This window comes from Kutzneria sp. CA-103260 (genome assembly GCF_018263855.1).
Classification (GTDB): Bacteria; Actinomycetota; Actinomycetes; order Mycobacteriales; family Pseudonocardiaceae; genus Kutzneria.
Window position 1 is genome coordinate 5,309,899 of the sequence record NZ_CP073318.1, and the last position, 17,925, is coordinate 5,327,823.

General features: G+C 70.0%; 19 protein-coding genes and 1 riboswitch. Of the genes, 4 read left to right on the top strand and 15 right to left on the bottom strand.

Annotated features, from left to right (window positions below; genetic code table 11):
* Positions 1–125: 125 nt before the first annotated feature.
* From JJ691_RS23050 to JJ691_RS23120, 15 genes are all read right to left on the bottom strand, one after another.
* Entirely contained in the window at positions 126–2,426 is a 2,301-nt protein-coding gene (locus JJ691_RS23050) for a RelA/SpoT family protein (RefSeq protein WP_211770790.1), read from the bottom strand.
* Positions 2,427–2,659: 233 nt separating this feature from the next.
* Positions 2,660–3,184 (bottom strand): adenine phosphoribosyltransferase, encoded by a 525-nt coding sequence (locus tag JJ691_RS23055; protein WP_256449439.1) that lies wholly within the window; start codon positions 3,182–3,184, stop codon positions 2,660–2,662.
* A complete protein-coding gene (secF, locus tag JJ691_RS23060; protein ID WP_211770791.1) occupies positions 3,181–4,413 on the bottom strand; it encodes a protein translocase subunit SecF in 1,233 nt (410 codons plus the stop codon). Before secF ends, JJ691_RS23055 begins: the two co-directional genes overlap by 4 nt.
* Before the next feature lies 1 nt (position 4,414).
* On the bottom strand, positions 4,415–6,190 hold the full coding sequence (gene secD, locus JJ691_RS23065) for a protein translocase subunit SecD (protein ID WP_211770792.1): 1,776 nt from the start codon (positions 6,188–6,190) through the stop codon (positions 4,415–4,417).
* 184 nt (positions 6,191–6,374) lie between these two features.
* The gene (gene yajC / locus JJ691_RS23070) at positions 6,375–6,752 is read right to left on the bottom strand and encodes a preprotein translocase subunit YajC (RefSeq protein WP_211770793.1); all 378 of its coding nucleotides are present in this window, start codon (positions 6,750–6,752) and stop codon (positions 6,375–6,377) included.
* 78 nt (positions 6,753–6,830) lie between these two features.
* A complete protein-coding gene (gene ruvB / locus JJ691_RS23075) occupies positions 6,831–7,880 on the bottom strand; it encodes a Holliday junction branch migration DNA helicase RuvB (protein ID WP_249228130.1) in 1,050 nt (349 codons plus the stop codon).
* A gap of 73 nt (positions 7,881–7,953) precedes the next feature.
* Positions 7,954–8,553, bottom strand: a complete 600-nt coding sequence (ruvA, locus tag JJ691_RS23080; protein WP_211770794.1) for a Holliday junction branch migration protein RuvA — start codon at positions 8,551–8,553, stop codon at positions 7,954–7,956.
* Positions 8,550–9,122, bottom strand: a complete 573-nt coding sequence (gene ruvC, locus JJ691_RS23085; protein ID WP_211770795.1) for a crossover junction endodeoxyribonuclease RuvC — start codon at positions 9,120–9,122, stop codon at positions 8,550–8,552. The genes ruvA and ruvC overlap by 4 nt, the downstream gene beginning before the upstream one ends.
* 153 nt (positions 9,123–9,275) lie before the next feature.
* Positions 9,276–10,061 (bottom strand): class I SAM-dependent methyltransferase, encoded by a 786-nt coding sequence (locus JJ691_RS23090; protein ID WP_249228131.1) that lies wholly within the window; start codon positions 10,059–10,061, stop codon positions 9,276–9,278.
* 30 nt (positions 10,062–10,091) lie between these two features.
* Complete coding sequence (locus JJ691_RS23095) at positions 10,092–10,598, bottom strand: DUF4262 domain-containing protein (protein ID WP_211771662.1); 507 nt, start codon at positions 10,596–10,598, stop codon at positions 10,092–10,094.
* A 274-nt stretch (positions 10,599–10,872) separates the two neighbouring features.
* Positions 10,873–11,625 carry a YebC/PmpR family DNA-binding transcriptional regulator gene (locus JJ691_RS23100; protein WP_211770796.1) on the bottom strand — a complete coding sequence of 251 codons (753 nt, stop codon included), beginning with the start codon at positions 11,623–11,625 and terminating at the stop codon, positions 10,873–10,875.
* A gap of 47 nt (positions 11,626–11,672) precedes the next feature.
* The gene (gene pdxT / locus JJ691_RS23105; protein WP_211770797.1) at positions 11,673–12,290 is read right to left on the bottom strand and encodes a pyridoxal 5'-phosphate synthase glutaminase subunit PdxT; all 618 of its coding nucleotides are present in this window, start codon (positions 12,288–12,290) and stop codon (positions 11,673–11,675) included.
* 43 nt (positions 12,291–12,333) lie between these two features.
* Positions 12,334–13,689: an amino acid permease gene (locus JJ691_RS23110; RefSeq protein WP_211771663.1), complete on the bottom strand. Its 1,356-nt coding sequence runs from the start codon at positions 13,687–13,689 to the stop codon at positions 12,334–12,336.
* A 237-nt stretch (positions 13,690–13,926) separates the two neighbouring features.
* The gene (locus JJ691_RS23115; RefSeq protein ID WP_211770798.1) at positions 13,927–14,235 is read right to left on the bottom strand and encodes an AzlD domain-containing protein; all 309 of its coding nucleotides are present in this window, start codon (positions 14,233–14,235) and stop codon (positions 13,927–13,929) included.
* Positions 14,232–14,936 carry an AzlC family ABC transporter permease gene (locus tag JJ691_RS23120; protein ID WP_211770799.1) on the bottom strand — a complete coding sequence of 235 codons (705 nt, stop codon included), beginning with the start codon at positions 14,934–14,936 and terminating at the stop codon, positions 14,232–14,234. The genes JJ691_RS23115 and JJ691_RS23120 overlap by 4 nt, the downstream gene beginning before the upstream one ends.
* Before the next feature lie 66 nt (positions 14,937–15,002).
* Between JJ691_RS23120 and JJ691_RS23125 the strand changes: the two genes are divergently transcribed.
* From JJ691_RS23125 to ahcY, 4 genes are all read left to right on the top strand, one after another.
* Positions 15,003–15,566 (top strand): helix-turn-helix domain-containing protein, encoded by a 564-nt coding sequence (locus JJ691_RS23125; protein WP_211770800.1) that lies wholly within the window; start codon positions 15,003–15,005, stop codon positions 15,564–15,566.
* 52 nt (positions 15,567–15,618) lie between these two features.
* Positions 15,619–15,864 carry a FitA-like ribbon-helix-helix domain-containing protein gene (locus tag JJ691_RS23130; protein ID WP_211770801.1) on the top strand — a complete coding sequence of 82 codons (246 nt, stop codon included), beginning with the start codon at positions 15,619–15,621 and terminating at the stop codon, positions 15,862–15,864.
* 1 nt (position 15,865) lies between these two features.
* Positions 15,866–16,267: a type II toxin-antitoxin system VapC family toxin gene (locus tag JJ691_RS23135; protein WP_211770802.1), complete on the top strand. Its 402-nt coding sequence runs from the start codon at positions 15,866–15,868 to the stop codon at positions 16,265–16,267.
* Positions 16,268–16,311: 44 nt separating this feature from the next.
* Positions 16,312–16,388: riboswitch (S-adenosyl-L-homocysteine riboswitch) on the top strand.
* 58 nt (positions 16,389–16,446) lie between these two features.
* Complete coding sequence (ahcY, locus tag JJ691_RS23140; RefSeq protein ID WP_211770803.1) at positions 16,447–17,907, top strand: adenosylhomocysteinase; 1,461 nt, start codon at positions 16,447–16,449, stop codon at positions 17,905–17,907.
* Positions 17,908–17,925: the final 18 nt, after the last annotated feature.

A 17,925-nucleotide genomic window follows, 5' to 3' on the forward strand; every position in this document is an offset into this window, starting at 1 on the left:
CCCGAGAACGGGCCGGCTCCCCTGCGGAGCCGGCCCGTTCTTCGTCTGCTCCCCCCATGCTCGGAAGGGGGCATTCCTAGCGTTGAACGCTGGGAATGCCCCCTTCCGAGCACAAAGTGGGTCCCTCAGGACGCCGAGGTCACGCGGTAGACGTCGTAGACGCCCTCCACGCTGCGCACCACCTTGAGCACGTGGCCCAGGTGCTTGGGGTCGCCCATCTCGAACGAGAAGCGGCTGACCGCGACCCGGTCCTTGGAGGTGGTCACCGAGGCCGACAGGATGTTGACCTTCTCGTCGGCCAGCACCTTGGTGATGTCGGACAGCAGGCGGTGCCGGTCCAACGCCTCGACCTGGATGGCCACCAGGAACAGCGAGGACGAGTTCGGGGCCCACTCCACGTCGACCAGCCGCTCCGGCGAGGCGAGCAGCTCGCTGGCGTTGGTGCAGTCGGTGCGGTGCACGGACACGCCGCCGCCGCGGGTCACGAAGCCCATGATGTCGTCGCCGGGCACCGGGGTGCAGCACCGGGCCAGCTTCACCCACACGTCGCTGGCGTCCTTGACCACGACACCCGGGTCGCCGGGGGCCCGCCGCCGGACCGCCGTGGACGGGGTGGAGCGCTCGGCCAGCTCCTCCTCGGCGTGGTCCACGCCGCCGAGCAGCGCCACCAGCCGCTGCACCAGGTGCCGGCCGGAGACCTGCCCCTCGCCGACCGCCCGGTACAGCGCGCTCACGTCGACCAGCCGCAGCTCCCGGGCCAGCGCGCCCATCGAGTCGGCGGTGACCAGCCGCTGCATCGGCAGCCCGACCCGGCGCACCTCCTTGGCGATCGACTCCTTGCCGGCCTCGATCGCCTCCTCACGCCGTTCCTTGGCGAACCACTGCTTGATCTTGGCCCGGGCCCGCGGCGAGGCGGCGAAGGCCAGCCAGTCCCGGCTCGGCCCGGCGCCCTCGGCCTTCGAGGTGAAGATCTCGACGACTTCGCCGTTCTCCAGCTTGCGCTCCAGCGCCACCAGCCGGCCGTTGACCCGCGCGCCGATGCAGCGGTTGCCGACCTCGGTGTGCACGGCGTAGGCGAAGTCGACCGGGGTGGAGCCGGCCGGCAGCGTCTCCACGTCGCCCTTGGGCGTGAACACGAAGATCTCGCGGGCGGCCAGGTCGTAGCGCAGGGCCTCCAGGAACTCGCCCGGGTCGGCGGCCTCCCGCTGCCAGTCCAGCAGCTGGCGCATCCAGGCCATCTCGTCGACCTCGACGCCGCGGCCGGAGTGGGTGCCCTTGGTCTCCTTGTACCGCCAGTGCGCGGCGATGCCGTACTCGGCGGTGCGGTGCATCTCGTGGGTGCGGATCTGCACCTCGAGCGGCTTGCCGTCCGGCCCGATCACGGTGGTGTGCAGCGACTGGTACACGCCGAACCGGGGCTGGGCGATGTAGTCCTTGAACCGGCCGGGCATCGGCTGCCACAGCGCGTGCACCACGCCCATCGCGGCGTAGCAGTCGCGCACGTCGTCGACCATGATGCGCACGCCGACCAGGTCGTGGATGTCGTCGAAGTCGCGGCCCCGGACGATCATCTTCTGGTTGATCGAGTAGTAGTGCTTGGGCCGGCCGGCCACGTTGGCGTTGATCCGCGAGGCCTCCAGCTGGCTGTGCAGCTCGTCGAGCACCTTGCGCAGGTAGGTGTCGCGGGACGGGGCCCGGTTGGCCACCAGCCGCACGATCTCGTCGTACTTCTTGGGCTGCAGGATGGCGAAGGCCAGGTCCTCCAGCTCCCACTTGACGGTGGCCATGCCCAGCCGGTGGGCCAGCGGGGCCAGCACCTCCAGCGTCTCCCGGGCCTTGCGGGCCTGCTTCTCCGGCGGCAGGAAGCGCATGGTGCGCATGTTGTGCAGCCGGTCGGCGAGCTTGATCACCAGCACCCGGGGGTCGCGGGCCATCGCGATGACCATCTTGCGGATGGTCTCGGCCTCGGCCGCCGCGCCCAGCTTGACCTTGTCCAGCTTGGTGACGCCGTCGACCAGGTGGGCCACCTCGTCGCCGAAGTCCTCGCTGAGCAGCTCCAGGGAGTAGTCGGTGTCCTCGACCGTGTCGTGCAGCAGGGCGGCCACCAGCGTGGTGGTGTCCATGCCCAGCTCGGCCAGGATGGTGGCCACGGCCAGCGGGTGCGTGATGTACGGGTCACCCGACTTGCGGCGCTGGCTGCGGTGCTTCTCCTCGGCCACGTCGTAGGCGAACTGCAGCAGGCCCAGGTCGGCCTTGGGGTGCAGCTCGCGGTGCACCGCGGCCAGCGGCTCCAGCACCTGTTTCACGGGTGCGGCGCGTTGCGCGGTGATTCGTCGGGCCAGGCGCGCGCGTACCCGACGCGTCGCCGAGGGTGGCCGAGCGGCCACCGGCTGTGGCGATGCCGTGGGTTCGACGTCTTGGCTCAACCACACTCCCGGTGCTGCTCGGCTGGACCTTGTACTGCACCGAGGATAACTCTGGATCGAGCCGGACGATTCCCGGTCGCGACAAGCGTGCCGCTCGACACGGTGAACGCCGTCCGAATATCGGCCCAGCTAGTCACCCACCGACCCCACAACCCGCGAGTCCCGCTCTCGGGCAGCCATATGTCGAGTTTCGGAACTCGACATTCAGTTGCCCGAGAGCGGGACTCGCGGGGTTAGTGGGTGAGCAGGGTGGTGACGGGGATGTCGGGGATGCGGGAGCGGCCCTTGAGGGCGGCCAGCTCCAGGATCACCGAGACGCCGTCGACCACGCCGCCGGCGTGCTCGACCAGCTCGCGGGTGGCCTCCACGGTGCCGCCGGTGGCCAGCACGTCGTCCACGATCACCACGCGCTGACCGGCCCGAATGGTGTCCTCGGGCAGCTCCAGCGTCGCGGTGCCGTACTCCAGGGCGTAGCTGACCCGGTGCCGGACCGCTGGCAGCTTGCCGGGCTTGCGCACGCACACCAGGCCGAGGCCGGCGGCGTAGGCGATGGCCGCGCCGAGGATGAAACCACGGGCCTCGATGGCCACGACCGCCTCGGTGCCCGCCGGCAGACCGGCGGCCATCGCGTCCGCCAGGACACGGAAGGCCGCCGGGTCGGCGAGCACCGGGCTGATGTCACGGAACAGCACGCCGGGCTCGGGGAAGTCGGGGACCTCCCGGATGAGCCCGAGCGCGCCGTCGAGTGTGGTGCTCAGTGCCGCCTCTTCCCGCTGGGCCGGCCGCTCTTGCCGGACGGCCGGGCCTTGGGCGTGCGCGACGGCGTGCTCGCCGCCGCGGCCATGGCCTTCTCCTTGCGCAGCTCGTTCTCCAGCTGCTCGTCGTCGCTGGGGTCGAAGTCGTCCTCGACACCCTGGCCAGATTCCCCTTGGGCCGCCAGCTCGGCCTTGCGGGCCAGGTTGGCGCGCCGCTGGGCGACCCGCTCGGCCTGCAGCTTGTACTTCGGGTCGCGCATCTTCAGGTCCACCACCAGCGGGGTGGCCAGGAAGATCGACGACACCGCGCCGACCAGCATGCCGGTCAGCTGGATCAGGGCCAGGTCCTGCAGCGTGCCCACGCCCAGCAGCACCACGCCGACCACGAGCAGGCCGAGCACCGGCAGCAGCGCGATCAGCGAGGTGTTGATGGAGCGCATCAGGGTCTGGTTGAGCGCCAGGTTGGCGGCCTCGCCGTAGGTGCGCCGGGTCAGCTTGAGCAGGCCGCGGGTGTTCTCCCGGACCTTGTCGAACACGACCACGGTGTCGTACAGCGAGAAGCCCAGAATGGTCAGGAAGCCGATCACCGTGGCCGGCGTGACCTCGAAGCCGGCGATCGAGTACACGCCGGCGGTGATGAGCAGGTCGTTGACCAGCGAGGCCAGCGCGGCCCCGGCCATCGCGCGTTCGAAGTAGAACGCCAGGAAGATGGTCACCAGCACCAGGAACACCGCAAGCGCGATGAGCGCCTGCCGGGAGATGTCGTCGCCCCAGGAGGAGCTGACCGCGCTGTCGCTGATGGCTTGCTGGCTGGCCTGGCCGTTCGAGCCGATCGGCTTGAACTTGGCGAACAGCGCTTCCTTGAGCTTGACCACCGAGGGACCGTCCAGCGGGGTGGAACGCAGCTGAATGGTCTCCGAGCCGCCCGAGCCGACGGTCTGGGCCTGCTCGGCGTCGTGGCCCAGGGTCTGCTTGTAGACCTGGAGCACGCCGTCGGTGGTGGCGTCGCCGGCCTGACCCTTCACCGGCATCTGGATCTGGGTGCCGCCGGAGAATTCGATGCCGTAGTTGAAGCCCTTGATGGCCATCGAGCCGAGGCAGATCAGGATGAGCACGGCGAACGCGATGTACCAGCGCTTGCGCTTGCCGATGATGTCGAACGCGCCGGTGCCCACGTAGAGGTTGTGCAGCACGCCGTGCTTCTGCGGGGTCACGGGAGTCGGAGTCGACACGTCACGCCTCCTTCACGGCGGGGTTGGCGGCGCGCTCGGCGGCGCGCAGCTCGACGCCGGCCTGCTGCACGGCCCCGAGGCCGGAGAAGGACGGCTTCGACAGGAGCTTCGACCGCGAGGCCAGCGCCACCAGCGGATGCGTCACCAGGAACACCACGAGCAGGTCGATCAGGGTGGACATGCCGGTGGTGAACGCGAAGCCGCGCACGTCGCCGACGGCCAGCGTGTACAGCACCGCGGCGGCGAGGAAGCTGACCGCGTCGGCGGACAGGATCGTGCGCCGCGCGCGGACCCAGGCCCTGGGCACCGCGGAGCGGAACGACCGTCCCTCGCGCACTTCGTCCTTCATGCGTTCGAAGAACACCACGAAGGAGTCGGCGGTGATACCGATGGCGATGATGAAGCCGGCTATGCCAGGCAGGTCGAGGCTGTAGTTGATCCAGCGGCCGAACAGCACCAGCACCGCGTACACGGTCAGGCCGGAGCAGATCAGCGAGAGCAGGGTCAGCACGCCCAGCGCCCGGTAGTAGAAGAGGCAGTACACGATCACCAGCAGCAGGCCGATGCCGCCGGCCAGCAGGCCGGCCTGCATCGAGGACAGGCCCAGCGTGGCCGAGACCGTCTGGTTCTCGGACATGGTGAACGACAGCGGCAGCGAGCCGTAGCTGAGCACGTTGGCCAGGTCCTTGGCGGACTGCTGGGTGAACGAGCCGCTGATCTCGGTGTTGCCGATGATCTGCTGGTTGATCCGCGGCGCGGACTCCACCTGGCCGTCCAGCGTGAACGCGGCCTGCTTGCCGACGTTGGCGCCGGTGAAGTCGGCCCAGGTCTTGGCGCCGTCCGGCTTGAAGGTCAGCTGCACGATCCAGCCGGAGCCGCCCTGCTGGTCGTAGCCGGAGGTGGCGGAGTCGATCTGCCGGCCGTCCAGGAACGACGGGCCCAGCACGTACTTGTACTGCTTGTTGATGTCACAGGTGACCAGCGGCTTGTCGGCGTCGTCGTAGCCGGCCAGCGGGTCCTTCTTGCTGCAGTCGGTGGCGGCCACCGCGGCCGACATCGCGTTCGGGTCGGTCAGCAGGGCCGGGTTCTGCCGGATCGCCTTGGCCTGCTGGATCGCCTTGGCCTGCTCGGGGTCGGCGACGCCGCTGACGCTGGCCGGCGGGGTGCTGGTGCTGGTGGCGGCCGAGGAGGACGGCGGGGTGGTCGTCGTCGCCTGCGCGGCGGCCTGCTTCATCGGCACCGGCGCGCCCTGCGCCTTGGGCGAGGTGGACGTCGCCGGCGCGGAACTGCTCGGCTTGGTCGAGCTGCTGGGCGTGCCCGACCCGCTGGGCTTGGCCGAGTTGCTCGGCGTGCCCGAGGTGCTCGGCGGCGCGACCGGGATCTGCAGCGGCTGGTTCGAGGACGGGTCCACCGCCACCGGCCGGAAGCGCAGCACAGCCGCCTGGCCGAGGGCCTTGAGCTGGTCGCCGTCGTTGCCCGGCGCGGTGATCACCAGGTTGTTGCCGTCCTGCACGATCTCGGCGCCGGTGACACCGGTGCCGTTGACGCGGTCGGACAGGATCTGCTTGGCCAGGCTGAGGGAGTCCTGTGATGGTGGCTTGCCGTCCGGGGAGATCGCGGTCAGCGTGACCCGGGTGCCCCCCTGCAGGTCGATACCGAGTTTGGGCGTCGGCTGTCCATTGCCGGTGAAGAACACCAAGGCATAGAGCACGACCACGATGAGGGCGAAGACACCCAGGTAACGCACTGGGCGGATCTGCCCGGCCGGAGGTGCCACGGTCGGTCGGTCTCCTCGTGCTGATAGTCGTTGTCGGTGGCCCCGAGCCCGGGTCGGACTGCGGGGTAGCCCTCACGTGGCGGTCAGAGTGCGGGCGAGGGTGCAGCGTACTCCTCACCGTGTGAGGCACGCGTCACTGTGCGAGGTCGCCCCTGCATGGACGACCCCGCATCGGCCGGACGGCTCAGCTCTTGGTCTTGCTCTCCAGCGGAGCAGCGACCTCGGCGTGGCTCTCCGGCTCGCCCGCGACCGGCTCCTCGTCCGCGTCCTCGGTCTCCACGACGTCCGAGTCGGTCGTCGGGTTCACCTTCTCGCGGACCGCGGCGCGCAGCCACGAGGTCACCACGCCCGGCGCGATCTCGATCTCGATCTCCGTGTCGGAGTCGACGCCGGCCACCGTGCCGAACAGCCCCGAGGTGGTCATCACCCGGTCGCCGACCTGGAGCGAGGTCTGGAGCTTCTGCTGTTCCGCCACCGCCTTGCGCTGCCGACGGCTGCCGAAGAAGAGCATGCCGCCGACCAGCACGATGAGCAGGGGGAGCAGCAAGTCCTGGGGGTTCATCATTCTCCGTTCAGTGACGGCCCATACCTTCACAGGGCGTCACATGCTGGGGTATGCCCATTGAGTCTGCCACACCCCTTATCGCCCATACGCCGTGGCAGGGGGCTCGCCCGGCGCCTCGGCCGGCGGTGTCAACCCCATGTGATGCCAGGCGGCCACCGTGGCCACCCGGCCGCGCGGCGTACGGGCCAGCAGACCGGCGCGGACCAGGAATGGCTCGCAGACCTCCTCCACGGTGGTGGGTTCCTCCCCCACCGCCACGGCCAGCGTGGCCACCCCGACCGGTCCGCCGTTGAAGCTCCTGACCAGCGCGTTCAGCACCGCCCGGTCCAGCCGGTCCAGGCCCAGGTCGTCCACGTCGTAGACGGCCAGCGCGGCCCGGGCGACGGCGGTGTCGATCAGGCCGTCGGCCCGCACCTCGGCGTAGTCGCGGACCCGGCGCAGCAGCCGGTTGGCGATACGGGGTGTGCCCCGGGAGCGGCGGGCGATCTCGGCCGCGCCGTCGGCCGGCAGGTCGATGCCCAGGATCGAGGCCGACCGGCGCAGCACCTGCTCCAGCTCTTCGGACGTGTAGAACTCCATGTGGCCGGTGAAGCCGAAGCGGTCGCGCAGCGGGCCGGTCAGCGAGCCGGACCGGGTGGTCGCGCCGACCAGCGTGAACGGGGCGATCTCCAGCGGGATGCTGGTGGCGCCGGGGCCCTTGCCGACGACCACGTCGACCCGGAAGTCCTCCATCGCCAGGTAGAGCATCTCCTCGGCCGGCCGCGCGATGCGGTGGATCTCGTCGATGAACAGGACGTCGCCCTCGACCAGGTTGGACAGCATCGCGGCCAGGTCGCCGGCCCGCTCCAGGGCCGGGCCCGAGGTGATCCGGATGGCGCTGCCCAGCTCGGCGGCGATGATCATCGACAGGCTGGTCTTGCCCAGCCCGGGCGGGCCCGACAGCAGCACGTGGTCCGGCGGCTGGCCGCGCAGCTGCGCGCCCTTGAGCACCAGCTCCAGCTGCTCGCGCACGCGCGGCTGGCCCACGAACTCCGACATCCGGCTGGGCCGCAGCGTCGACTCGACGTCCCGCTCGGTCGGCTCGGCCAGCGCGGACAGCGGCCCGTGCTCCTCGAAGTCGCTCACTGCGGCACCTCGCTAGCGCTCGGTGTCCGCGTTCGCGGACGCTCTGCGTTGAATGGTTCGCTCGCAAGCTCGCTCATCGCTTACGTCCCAGCGCGGTCAACGCCTGGCGCAGCACCGCCGAGGTGTCGCGGGCTCCGTCCTTGGCCAGCACCGCGTCCACCGCCTGCTCGGCCGCCTTGGCCGCGAACCCGAGGCCCAGCAACGCCTCCGTGACCTGGGCGCGCACCAGCTCGGCGTCGGCGCTGACCTCCGGGCCGGGAGTGCCGCTGGTCAGCGCGCCGACCTTGTCCCGCAGCTCGATGATCAGCCGCTCCGCGCCCTTGCGGCCGATGCCCGGCACCTGCGTGAGCATCGAGGTGTTGCCCTCGGCCAGCGCCGCCCGCAGCTTGTCCGGCTCCAGCACCGCCAGCGTGGCCAGCGCGATCTTCGGGCCGATGCCCGACACGGTCAGCAGCAGGCCGAACAGCTGGCGGGCGTCGGGATCGGTGAAGCCGTACAGGGTCAGCGAGTCCTCGCGCACGATCAGCGCGGTGTGCAGCATGGCCTCGTCGCCGCGGCGCAGGCTCGACAGCGTCGTCGGCGTGGCCAGCACGGCGTAGCCGAGGCCGCCGACCTCGATCACGGCATGGTCCAGGGCGATGGACAGCACCGGTCCGCGTACCGACGAGATCACCGTGCTGCTCCCCTGTTCGCGGCCTCGGCCAGCCGGGCCTTGTGTCGTCGTTGCAGTTCGGCCGCGCGGGCCTCGGCCTGGGCCAGCCGGGCGGCCAGCGGGGCCCGCCACAGGTGGCAGATGCCCAGGGCCAGCGCGTCGGCGGCGTCCGCCGGCTTCGGCGCCGCGGTCAGCCCCAGCAGCCGGGTCACCATGGTCGTGACCTGTGCCTTGTCCGCCGTGCCGGAGCCGGTGACCGCCGCCTTCACCTCGCTCGGCGTGTGGAAGGCCACCGGCAGGCCGCGCTTGGCCGCCAGCAGCGCCACCACACCGCCGGCCTGGGCCGTGCCCATCGCCGTACGCACGTTGTGCTGGGCGAAGACCCGCTCGATCGCCACCACCTCGGGGCGGTGCCGGTCCAGCCAGTCCTCCACCACCTCCGACAGCGCCAGCAGCCGGTGGGCCAGGTCGTCGTCGGCCGGGGTACGGGCCACTCCCACGTCCACGCAGCGGACCGTGCGCCCGGGGCCGCCGTCGACCACGCCGAGGCCGCACCGGGTCAGCCCAGGGTCGACGCCAAGCACCCGCACTTCGTCCCGCCTCCGGAGTATCGCCGAACACCCGTTCGAGCAACGACCCTACCGGCCGCGCTGATCGCCTCCGCCACCAACACGCCGTTCCGCATTGTGCTGGGAAGGGGGCTTTCCTGGCGTTGAACGCTAGGAAAGCCCCCTTCCGAGCGGTCAGCGGACCGCGGTGAGGGAGTAGGTCAGCGGGATGCGGGGTCGGTGGGCCGGGAGGCGCCACCAGCCTGACGTCTCGTCACGGACCATGCCCGGCCACTGGTCCCAGGCCAGCACCGGGTGCTCGTGCAGCTCCGTGACCCGCAGCCCGGCCCGGCTCAGCGCCGTGACGACCGTGCCCAGGGCGTGGTTCCACTGGAAGTTCACGGTGTCGCCGGCCAGCTCGGGGCCGTCGGTGTAGGTGCGCGCGGAGTCGCTGCTCACCGCCTCGTCCAGGTAGTTGCCGACGATGTTGAAGTCGCCGTCCAGCATCCAGGCCAGCGGGTGGAACTCCACCAGGTACAGCCGCCCGCCCGGGGCCAGCAGGTCGCGCACGATCCCGGCCCAGCGGTCCAGGTCCGGCAGCCACATCAGCGAGCCCTTGCCGGTGTAGACCATGTCGAAGCCGCCGCCGAGCTCGGCCACGGCGTCGTGCACGTCGGCCCGCACGTAGGTGATGTCCAGGTCGCCGGCCAGTTCCCGGGCCGCCTCGACCGAGGCCGCACTGAAGTCCAGGCCGGTCATCCGCGCGCCGGCCCGGGCCAGCAGGCGGGTGTCGGTGCCGAGGTGACACTGGAGATGGGCGATCCGCAGCCCGGCGACATCGCCCAGCTCGGCCCACTCGAACGGGGCCATCCGGTCGACCTCGGTGTTGTGCACGTCGTAGAACTGGCTGGCCAGGTGCACCGGCGTGCGCTGCTCCCAGTTGCGGCGGTTGGCCTCGACCTTGGTCTGCACGTCGTCCATCAGGCCAGTATCCCCAGCAGGGCCAGGGAATTAGGCCCCGTCGATGCCCGGACGCCAGGACTCCGGTCGGCCGCTCGCGGTCAGCACCGGCTGCCACTGCGCGAACCCGGGCGGGGCCTTGGGATGCCACGGCCAGTAGCCGCCCTCGGACGGCACGATCAGCTGCACCGCCGGGAAATCACCGGTGGGGTGCAACAGGAAGGCACTGCCGAAGAACTCCGGGTACCAGCCCCGGGCCACCCGCTCCACGGTGATCGGCACACCATTGAAGAACTGCCCGTACAGCTGCCCCGGCTGGAACCGCACGCCCTGCCGGGCCTCGTTCACGTAGGCGGTGACCAGCACGCGCCCCAGCTCCAGCGGCAGCCCGATGACCACCGCCTCGGCCACCCCGAACCGCCGCCACGCGCCGACCGTGAAGCAGTACGGCGCGCCGTGCTCGTCGCCGGCCACCTCCACCACCGCGTTGCCGTGGTCCTCCGCCTGCTTCAGCAGCCACTGGCGCAGGTCACGGTCTTCTTGCGAGAGGTTGTTCATCGCGGAGTTCGGTGGCACAGCGTCATTCTGCACAGAAACCGGGTGAACTAAAAGTGATGCCCGGCAACATCCGTTGCCGGGCAGTGCTTTTGCCGCGCGTTCCGCGCGGGGCTCGGCCCCTTCGGGGCCGATGCCTTGCCCTAGCCGGATTTCGACCGCCGCGTCGGCTCGGCGGTGCGGCACGTCGGGTGGCGGCGCTCGAAATCCGGCATCCGGGCACAGCATCGGCGGGGCCTCGCGACCCCGCCGATGCCTGCGACCAAGAACACCAAGCTCAGGCGTCGACCTCGGCCATGACCTCGTCGGACACGTCGAAGTTGGCGAAGACGTTCTGCACGTCGTCGCAGTCCTCCAGCGCGTCGATCAGTTTGAACATCTTGCGGGCGCCCTCGGCCTCCAGCTGGACCGTCATGGACGGCAGGAAGTTGGCGTCGGCCGACTCGTAGTCGAAGCCGGCCTCCTGCAGCGCCTTGCGGACCGGGATCAGGTCGCCGGCCTCGGACACGATCTCGAAGCTCTCGCCGAGGTCGTTGACCTCCTCCGCGCCCGCGTCCAGCACGGCCATCAGGACGTCGTCCTCGGACACGTCGTTCTTCGGCATGAGCACGACGCCCTTGCGGGAGAACAGGTAGGCCACCGAGCCCGGGTCGGCCATGCTGCCGCCGTTGCGGGTCATCGCGGTGCGCACCTCGGACGCCGCCCGGTTGCGGTTGTCGGTCAGGCACTCGATCAGCACGGCCACGCCGTTCGGGCCGTAGCCCTCGTACATGATCGTCTGCCAGTCGGCCGCGCCGGCCTCCTCGCCGCCGCCGCGCTTGCGGGCCCGCTCGATGTTGTCCAGCGGCACCGAGTTCTTGCGGGCCTTCTGGATCGCGTCGTACAGCGTGGGGTTGCCGTCGGGGTCACTGCCCCCGGTGCGGGCCGCGACCTCGATGTTCTTGATCAGCCGCGCGAACAGCTTGCCGCGCTTGGCGTCGATCGCGGCCTTCTTGTGCTTGGTAGTCGCCCACTTGGAGTGGCCGCTCATGAAACTTCCTCCGTCAGACTCGACGACTCGACGACCGTCTCCACGCCTCAGGCCGCGCGGACGATCTCCACGAACAGGCGGTGCACGCGCTCGTCGCCGGTGAGCTCGGGATGGAACGCGGTCGCGAGCACGGACCCCTGCCGAACTGCGACGATCCTACCGGCGGCGGCACCGCTGGACGGTATGTCGGGCACCCGGGCGAGGACCTCGACGCCCTCGCCGACCGACTCCACCCAGGGGGCGCGGATGAACACCGCGTGCACCGGGCCGCCGTCGACCCCGGTGACCGGCAGCTCGCACTCGAACGAGTCGACCTGCCGGCCGAAGGCGTTGCGCCGGACCACCATGTCCACGGCGGCCAGCTGCTGCTGGTCGGGGCGGCCGTCCACGACCGTCCCGGCCAGCAGGATCATGCCGGCGCACGAGCCGTACGCCGGCAGGCCGTCGGCCAGCCGCTTGCGCAGCGGTTCGAGCAGCTCGAAGGTCTCCAGCAGCCTGCTCATCGTCGTCGACTCGCCGCCCGGCAGCACGATGCCGTCGACCTCGGCGAGCTCCTCCGGCCGGCGCACCGGCCGCGCGATCACGTCGCACTCGGCCAGCGAGACGAGGTGCTCGCGCACATCGCCCTGCAGGGCGAGCACACCGATGACGGGCTGGGCGGGCACGGGTGAGCGACCTCCTGAACGGGCAGTACCTGGACGTCCTAGTCTATTGACCGCCGACCGGGACCGCGCTGGTGGGGTCGTCGTGCGCCTGCGGGTTGCGCCGCCGCACCGCCCACCAGCCGACCGCGATGACCACCGCGATGGCCGGGATGGAGAAGAAGGCGATCTGCTCGGCGCCGCCGGCGAAGCCCATCATCACCACGATCAGCAGCAGGAAGGCCAGCGTCAGCCAGTTGGTCCAGGGCGCGCCCGGCATCCGGTAGGACGGCCGTTCCAACTCCCCGCGCAGCGCCTTCTTGCGCAGCTGCATCTGGCAGAACACCAGCGTGGCCCAGGTGGCGACCACCCCCAGCGAGGCGATGGCGGTGGCGATGTCGAACGCAGCGGTCGCGCCCTTGAGCTGGTTGAGCGCGACGCCGGCGACGTAGACCACGGAGGTGAACAGGATGCCGCCGTAGGGCACGTGCCGGCTGCTCATCTTGCCGGCGAAGGCCGGGGCCTCCTTCTTGTCGGCCAGCGAGCGCAGCACCCGGCCGGTGGAGTACAGGCCCGAGTTGCAGGAGGACAGGGCCGCGGTCAGCACGATCGCGTTCATCACGTCGCCGACCCAGGGCAGGCCCAGCGCGCTGAACACCGTGACGAACGGGCTGGTGGTCGAGCTGTACATGACCGAGGGCAGCAGCATCGCCAGCAGGGTGACCGAGCCGACGTAGAAGATGGCGATACGCCAGACCACGCCGTTGATCGCCTTGGGCATGACCTTGCGCGCGTCCTTGGTCTCGCCGGCGGCGATGCCGACCAGCTCGATCGCCGAGTACGCGAAGATGACCGCCTGCAGCGCGATCAGCGCGACGCCGACGCCGTGCGGGAAGAAGCCGCCGTCGGCGACCAGGTTGGCCGGGCCGGCCGGGTGGCCGGCGATGTCGGTGGAGGTCACCACCAGGCCGATGCCGACCAGCAGGAAGGCGATGATCGCGGTCACCTTGAGCACGGAGAACCAGAACTCCAGCTCGCCGAACAGCTTCACCGAGACCAGGTTGATGGTCAGCAGCGCGGCCAGCGCGATCAGCGCGGTGATCCAGGTGGGCAGGTTCGGCAGCCAGCGCTGCACGTAGATGCCGACCGCGGTGATCTCGGCGACGCCGGTCATGGCCCAGTTCAGCCAGTACATCCAGCCCGCGGTGAAGCCGGCCCAGGGGCCGATGAACTCACGGGCGTAGGTGACGAAGCTGCCCGAGGTGGGCCGGTAGAGCACCAGCTCGCCCAGCGCCCGCATGACGAAGAAGGCGGCCGCGCCGCACAGCGCGTAGGACAGGATCAGGCCCGGGCCGGCGGTGTGCAGGCGGCCGCCGGCGCCGAGGAAGAGGCCGACGCCGATGGCGCCGCCCATCGCGATCATCTGCACCTGGCGGTTTCCGAGAGCTTTCGAGTAGCCCTCGCCGCCGTGGGAAGAATCCACGGAAACGGTCCCTTCACTGCCACAATTGGCGTTGGAACCGCCCCCGGCTCCAACGCTGGAGAAAAACTCGACCTCGGGTGAGGCATGCCACAGCCCGATGAGGTCGGGACTCTAGCCAGCGTTCGGAGCAGCGCTCTATTCCGTTTGAGCAAGCCTTGATGTGACGACCGCCACGGTTTACGTGACGCCGAACAGCCTAAGCACCGCCGTCGTGCCGGCGGCCAACACCACGACCAGCACGAACGGAACCTTCCGCCAGGCCGCCACGCCGCCGACAGCCACGCCGGCGACCAGCGCCCAGCCGCCGAATTTCCCTCCCGGGACGAACGCGTTGACCGCCACAAGGGCAAGAAGAAGCGCCGTCGCGGCCATTGACAGCAGCATTTGCACGCGCGTCGGCACGGTGATGCGATTGCGCAGTTGCGGGCCGGCGAAGCGAATGCCGTAGGTGCCGGCGGCCAACGCCAACACGACCGCCAGCGTCATGCCGTCACCGCCTTCTCGCGGGTGGGAAGGGCCGCGACCACACCCAGCGCCGCCAGCACGACGGGAATGCCGGCCGGCAGGAACGGCGTGGTGGCCACCGCGATGGCCGCGCCCAGCAGGGCGACGCGGAGCGTGACCCGGTCCTTCAGGGCCGGCAGGACGAGAGCCAGCATCGCCGCCGGGAACGCCGCGTCCATGCCGAACCGGTTCGGGTCGCCGATGACCTGCCCGATCAGGGCACCCAGCAGCGTGCCCGTGTTCCAGGTCAGGAACAGGGCCGCGCCGCAGGTCCAGAAGGCCGCCTTGGCCCGCTTGCGGTCACCCGGGTTGGTTGAGCGCTGCGCCATCGCGAAGGCCACCGACTCGTCGATCAGGATGTGGCTGCCGACGATCCGGGCCGCCAGCTTCTGGCCGAGCAGGTCACCCATGGCCAGGCCGAAAGGCAGGTGGCGGGCGTTGAGCAGCAGGCCGGCGACCACCGCCGCGATCGGGCTGCCGCCCGCCGCCACGATGCCCACCACCATGAACTGCGAGCCGCCCGCGAACACCAGCAGCGACATCGCGCAGACCAGCCACACCGAGATGTGCGCCGCCACCGCGATCGCGCCGAACGACGCGCCCGTGACGAAGGCGGTGAGGGCGATGGGCGAGACATTGCGAACCACGATCGGGTCTAATGTTCGCCAGATCGAACGAACCATAGCCCAAGCTGAACACCCCACCCCGGCGTTCGTCAAGCCGAACGTCCCGACTGATGGAACGAACACGTGGACCAGGACCGCAGCTCCGCCCCACTGGACGTGATCGCCGCCGCACTGCGCCGGGAACGGGAACGGGTCGGGCTCTCTCTTTCCGAGCTCGCCAAGCGCGCCGGCATCGCCAAGTCGACCCTCTCCCAGTTGGAGTCGGCCGCCGGCAACCCCTCCGTGGAGACCCTCTGGGCCCTCGGCGTGGCTCTGGGCGTGCCGTTCTCCCGCCTCGTCGACCCGCCTCGGCCGCCCGTGCGCGTCGTGCGCTTCGGCGAAGGCCCCTACCTCCGGTCCGAGCAGTCCAACTACAGCGCCGCCCTGCTCTCCGCCTGTCCCCCCGGCGCCCGCCGCGACATCTACCTCGCCACCATGAGCTCCGACGCCGGCCGCCACTCCGTGCCCCACATGCCCGGCACCGTCGAACACCTCGTCGTCTCCACCGGCCGCGTCCTCGCCGGTCCCGCCGACGACCCCGTCGAACTCGGCCCCGGCGACTACCTCTCCTACCCCGGCGACATCCCCCACATCTACCAAGCCCTGGTCCCCGACAGCGTGACCGTCATGGTGATGGAGCACGTGTAATCCGATCGCGGCAATGAACGCAACATGCATGCATTAGCGCTAGAATGCATGCATGGGCAGAACCATCCAGATTCGCGATGTCGACGAGCAGACCTACACGGTCCTGCGCACCCGAGCCGCGGCCGAGCACCTGTCGCTGACCGCCTACCTCAAGCGGCAGCTGGAAGCCATGGCGGCCGGGCCGACGATGGCCGAAATACTCGAGCGCGCCGACCGACGGCGAGCCCGAGGGGTCAGCGTCAGCGGTCAAGCGGTCGTCGACGCCGTTCGCGAGGCCCGCGAGAAGGGTGACGACTGACATGCCGCAAGCCGTCATCGACACATCCGCGCTCATCGAGGTGCTTACTGGCAAGGACCCCGATGTCAAGCTCCGGCAGCGCGTCCTGCTCAGCGACCTAGCGGCACCCGAACTGCTGGACCCCGAATCAGCCCACGTCCTACGAAAGCTCACACACAGGGGTGAGATCATCGATTCCGAGGCCGGTGAAGTCCTGAAGGACATCAGGGACATGGCCATCGCACGCTCACCGCACCGCCCGCTCGTCGATCGCGCATGGGAACTCAAGAACGCGATCACCGCATACGACGCGTTTTTCGTCGCACTGGCCGAACAACTGGATGTCCCTCTCATCACCTGCGACGCGAAGTTGGCTGGCAGCAACGGGCACAACGCCACGATCGAGCTGTACCCACTGTCGTGACAAGACGTTGACAGCCGGCGACGGGCGTGGCTACCGTCTTCGGCGGAGCCGAGAGGCGCTGCGACGGACCAGGTCCGCCACGCTCGGCTCCGAGTGATCGTCACAAGGGCGCCTCCCCAGCGGGAGGCGCCCTTCGTCGTGCGGGCGGCCTCCCGGCGAAGCATGCGGAGGAAACCGACATGAGCACGAAGCTGAGGCAGGTCAACGGGATCGACTTCGCGGTCGCGGACCTGTCGCTGGCCGAGGCGGGACGGCACCAGATCCGGTTGGCGGAGCTGGAGATGCCGGGCCTGATGGCGCTGCGCCAGGAGTACGGCGAGAGCAAGCCGTTGCGGGGAGCCAGGATCGCGGGCTCGCTGCACATGACGGTGCAGACGGCGGTGCTGATCGAGACGCTGGTGCACCTGGGCGCGAAGGTGCGCTGGGCGTCCTGCAACATCTTCTCCACCCAGGACGAGGCGGCGGCGGCCGTGGTGGTGGGCCGCGAGGGCACGCTGGAGGAGCCGAAGGGCACGGCGGTGTTCGCCTGGAAGGGCGAGACCCTCGAAGAGTACTGGTGGTGCGCGGACCAGCTGTTCACGTTCCCGGACGGCGAGCTGCCGAACATGATCGTGGACGACGGCGGCGACGCGACCCTGCTGGTGCACAAGGGAGTCGAGTTCGAGAAGGCGGGCGCGGTCCCGCAGGCGGGCGAGGACGACAGCGAGGAGTACGGGATCCTGCTGGCGACCATTCGGGCCAGCCTCGCCCGTGACCCGAAGCGGTTCACCGGGGTCGCGGAGCAGATGCTGGGCGTCACCGAGGAGACGACGGCCGGCGTGAACCGGATGTACCGGCTGGCCGCCGACGGGGAGCTGCTGTTCCCGGCGATCAACGTGAACGACTCGGTGACGAAGTCCAAGTTCGACAACAAGTACGGCATCCGGCACTCGCTGGCCGACGGCCTGAACCGGGCCACGGACGTGATGCTGGGCGGCAAGCTCGCGGTGGTCTGCGGCTACGGCGACGTGGGCAAGGGCGCGGCGGAGGCGCTGCGCGGCCAGGGCGCGCGGGTCGTGGTGACCGAGGTCGACCCGATCTGCGCGCTGCAGGCCTCGATGGAGGGCCTGGAGGTGGTGCACCTGGACGACGTGGCCCACAAGGGCGACATCTTCATCACCACCACCGGCAACCGCGACATCATCATGACCGAGCACATGGCCCGGATGAAGCACAACGCGATCGTCGGCAACGTCGGCCACTTCGACAACGAGATCGACATGGCCGGGCTGGCCAAGGTGCCGGGCATCCGCAAGGTGGAGATCAAGCCGCAGGTGCACGAGTGGGTGTTCCCGGACGGCCACGCGATCATCGTGCTGTCCGAGGGCCGGCTGATGAACCTGGGCAACGCCACCGGCCACCCCAGCTTCGTCATGTCGAACTCGTTCTCCAACCAGGTGATCGCCCAGATCGAGCTGTTCACCAAGCCCGGCGAGTACGGGCGCGAGGTCTACCGGCTGCCCAAGCACCTGGACGAGAAGGTGGCCCGGCTGCACCTGGACGCGCTGGGCGTGCGGCTGACCGAGCTGTCCAAGACCCAGGCGGCCTACATCGGCGTGGATGTCGCCGGTCCGTACAAGCCGGAGCACTACCGCTACTGATACAGTCGCCCCACCGCC

What these genes read in the sequence shown, in the direction of transcription:
- yajC (WP_211770793.1), bottom strand. Translation starts at nt 6,752, where the DNA reads ATGAACCCCCAGGACTTGCTGCTCCCCCTGCTCATCGTGCTGGTCGGC.
- JJ691_RS23090 (WP_249228131.1), bottom strand. Translation starts at nt 10,061, where the DNA reads ATGGACGACGTGCAGACCAAGGTCGAGGCCAACCGCCGCAACTGGGAG.
- JJ691_RS23095 (WP_211771662.1), bottom strand. Translation starts at nt 10,598, where the DNA reads ATGAACAACCTCTCGCAAGAAGACCGTGACCTGCGCCAGTGGCTGCTG.
- JJ691_RS23100 (WP_211770796.1), bottom strand. Translation starts at nt 11,625, where the DNA reads ATGAGCGGCCACTCCAAGTGGGCGACTACCAAGCACAAGAAGGCCGCG.
- JJ691_RS23110 (WP_211771663.1), bottom strand. Translation starts at nt 13,689, where the DNA reads ATGATCGCGATGGGCGGCGCCATCGGCGTCGGCCTCTTCCTCGGCGCC.
- JJ691_RS23115 (WP_211770798.1), bottom strand. Translation starts at nt 14,235, where the DNA reads ATGACGCTGGCGGTCGTGTTGGCGTTGGCCGCCGGCACCTACGGCATT.
- JJ691_RS23120 (WP_211770799.1), bottom strand. Translation starts at nt 14,936, where the DNA reads ATGGTTCGTTCGATCTGGCGAACATTAGACCCGATCGTGGTTCGCAAT.
- JJ691_RS23130 (WP_211770801.1), top strand. Translation starts at nt 15,619, where the DNA reads ATGGGCAGAACCATCCAGATTCGCGATGTCGACGAGCAGACCTACACG.
- JJ691_RS23135 (WP_211770802.1), top strand. Translation starts at nt 15,866, where the DNA reads ATGCCGCAAGCCGTCATCGACACATCCGCGCTCATCGAGGTGCTTACT.
- ahcY (WP_211770803.1), top strand. Translation starts at nt 16,447, where the DNA reads ATGAGCACGAAGCTGAGGCAGGTCAACGGGATCGACTTCGCGGTCGCG.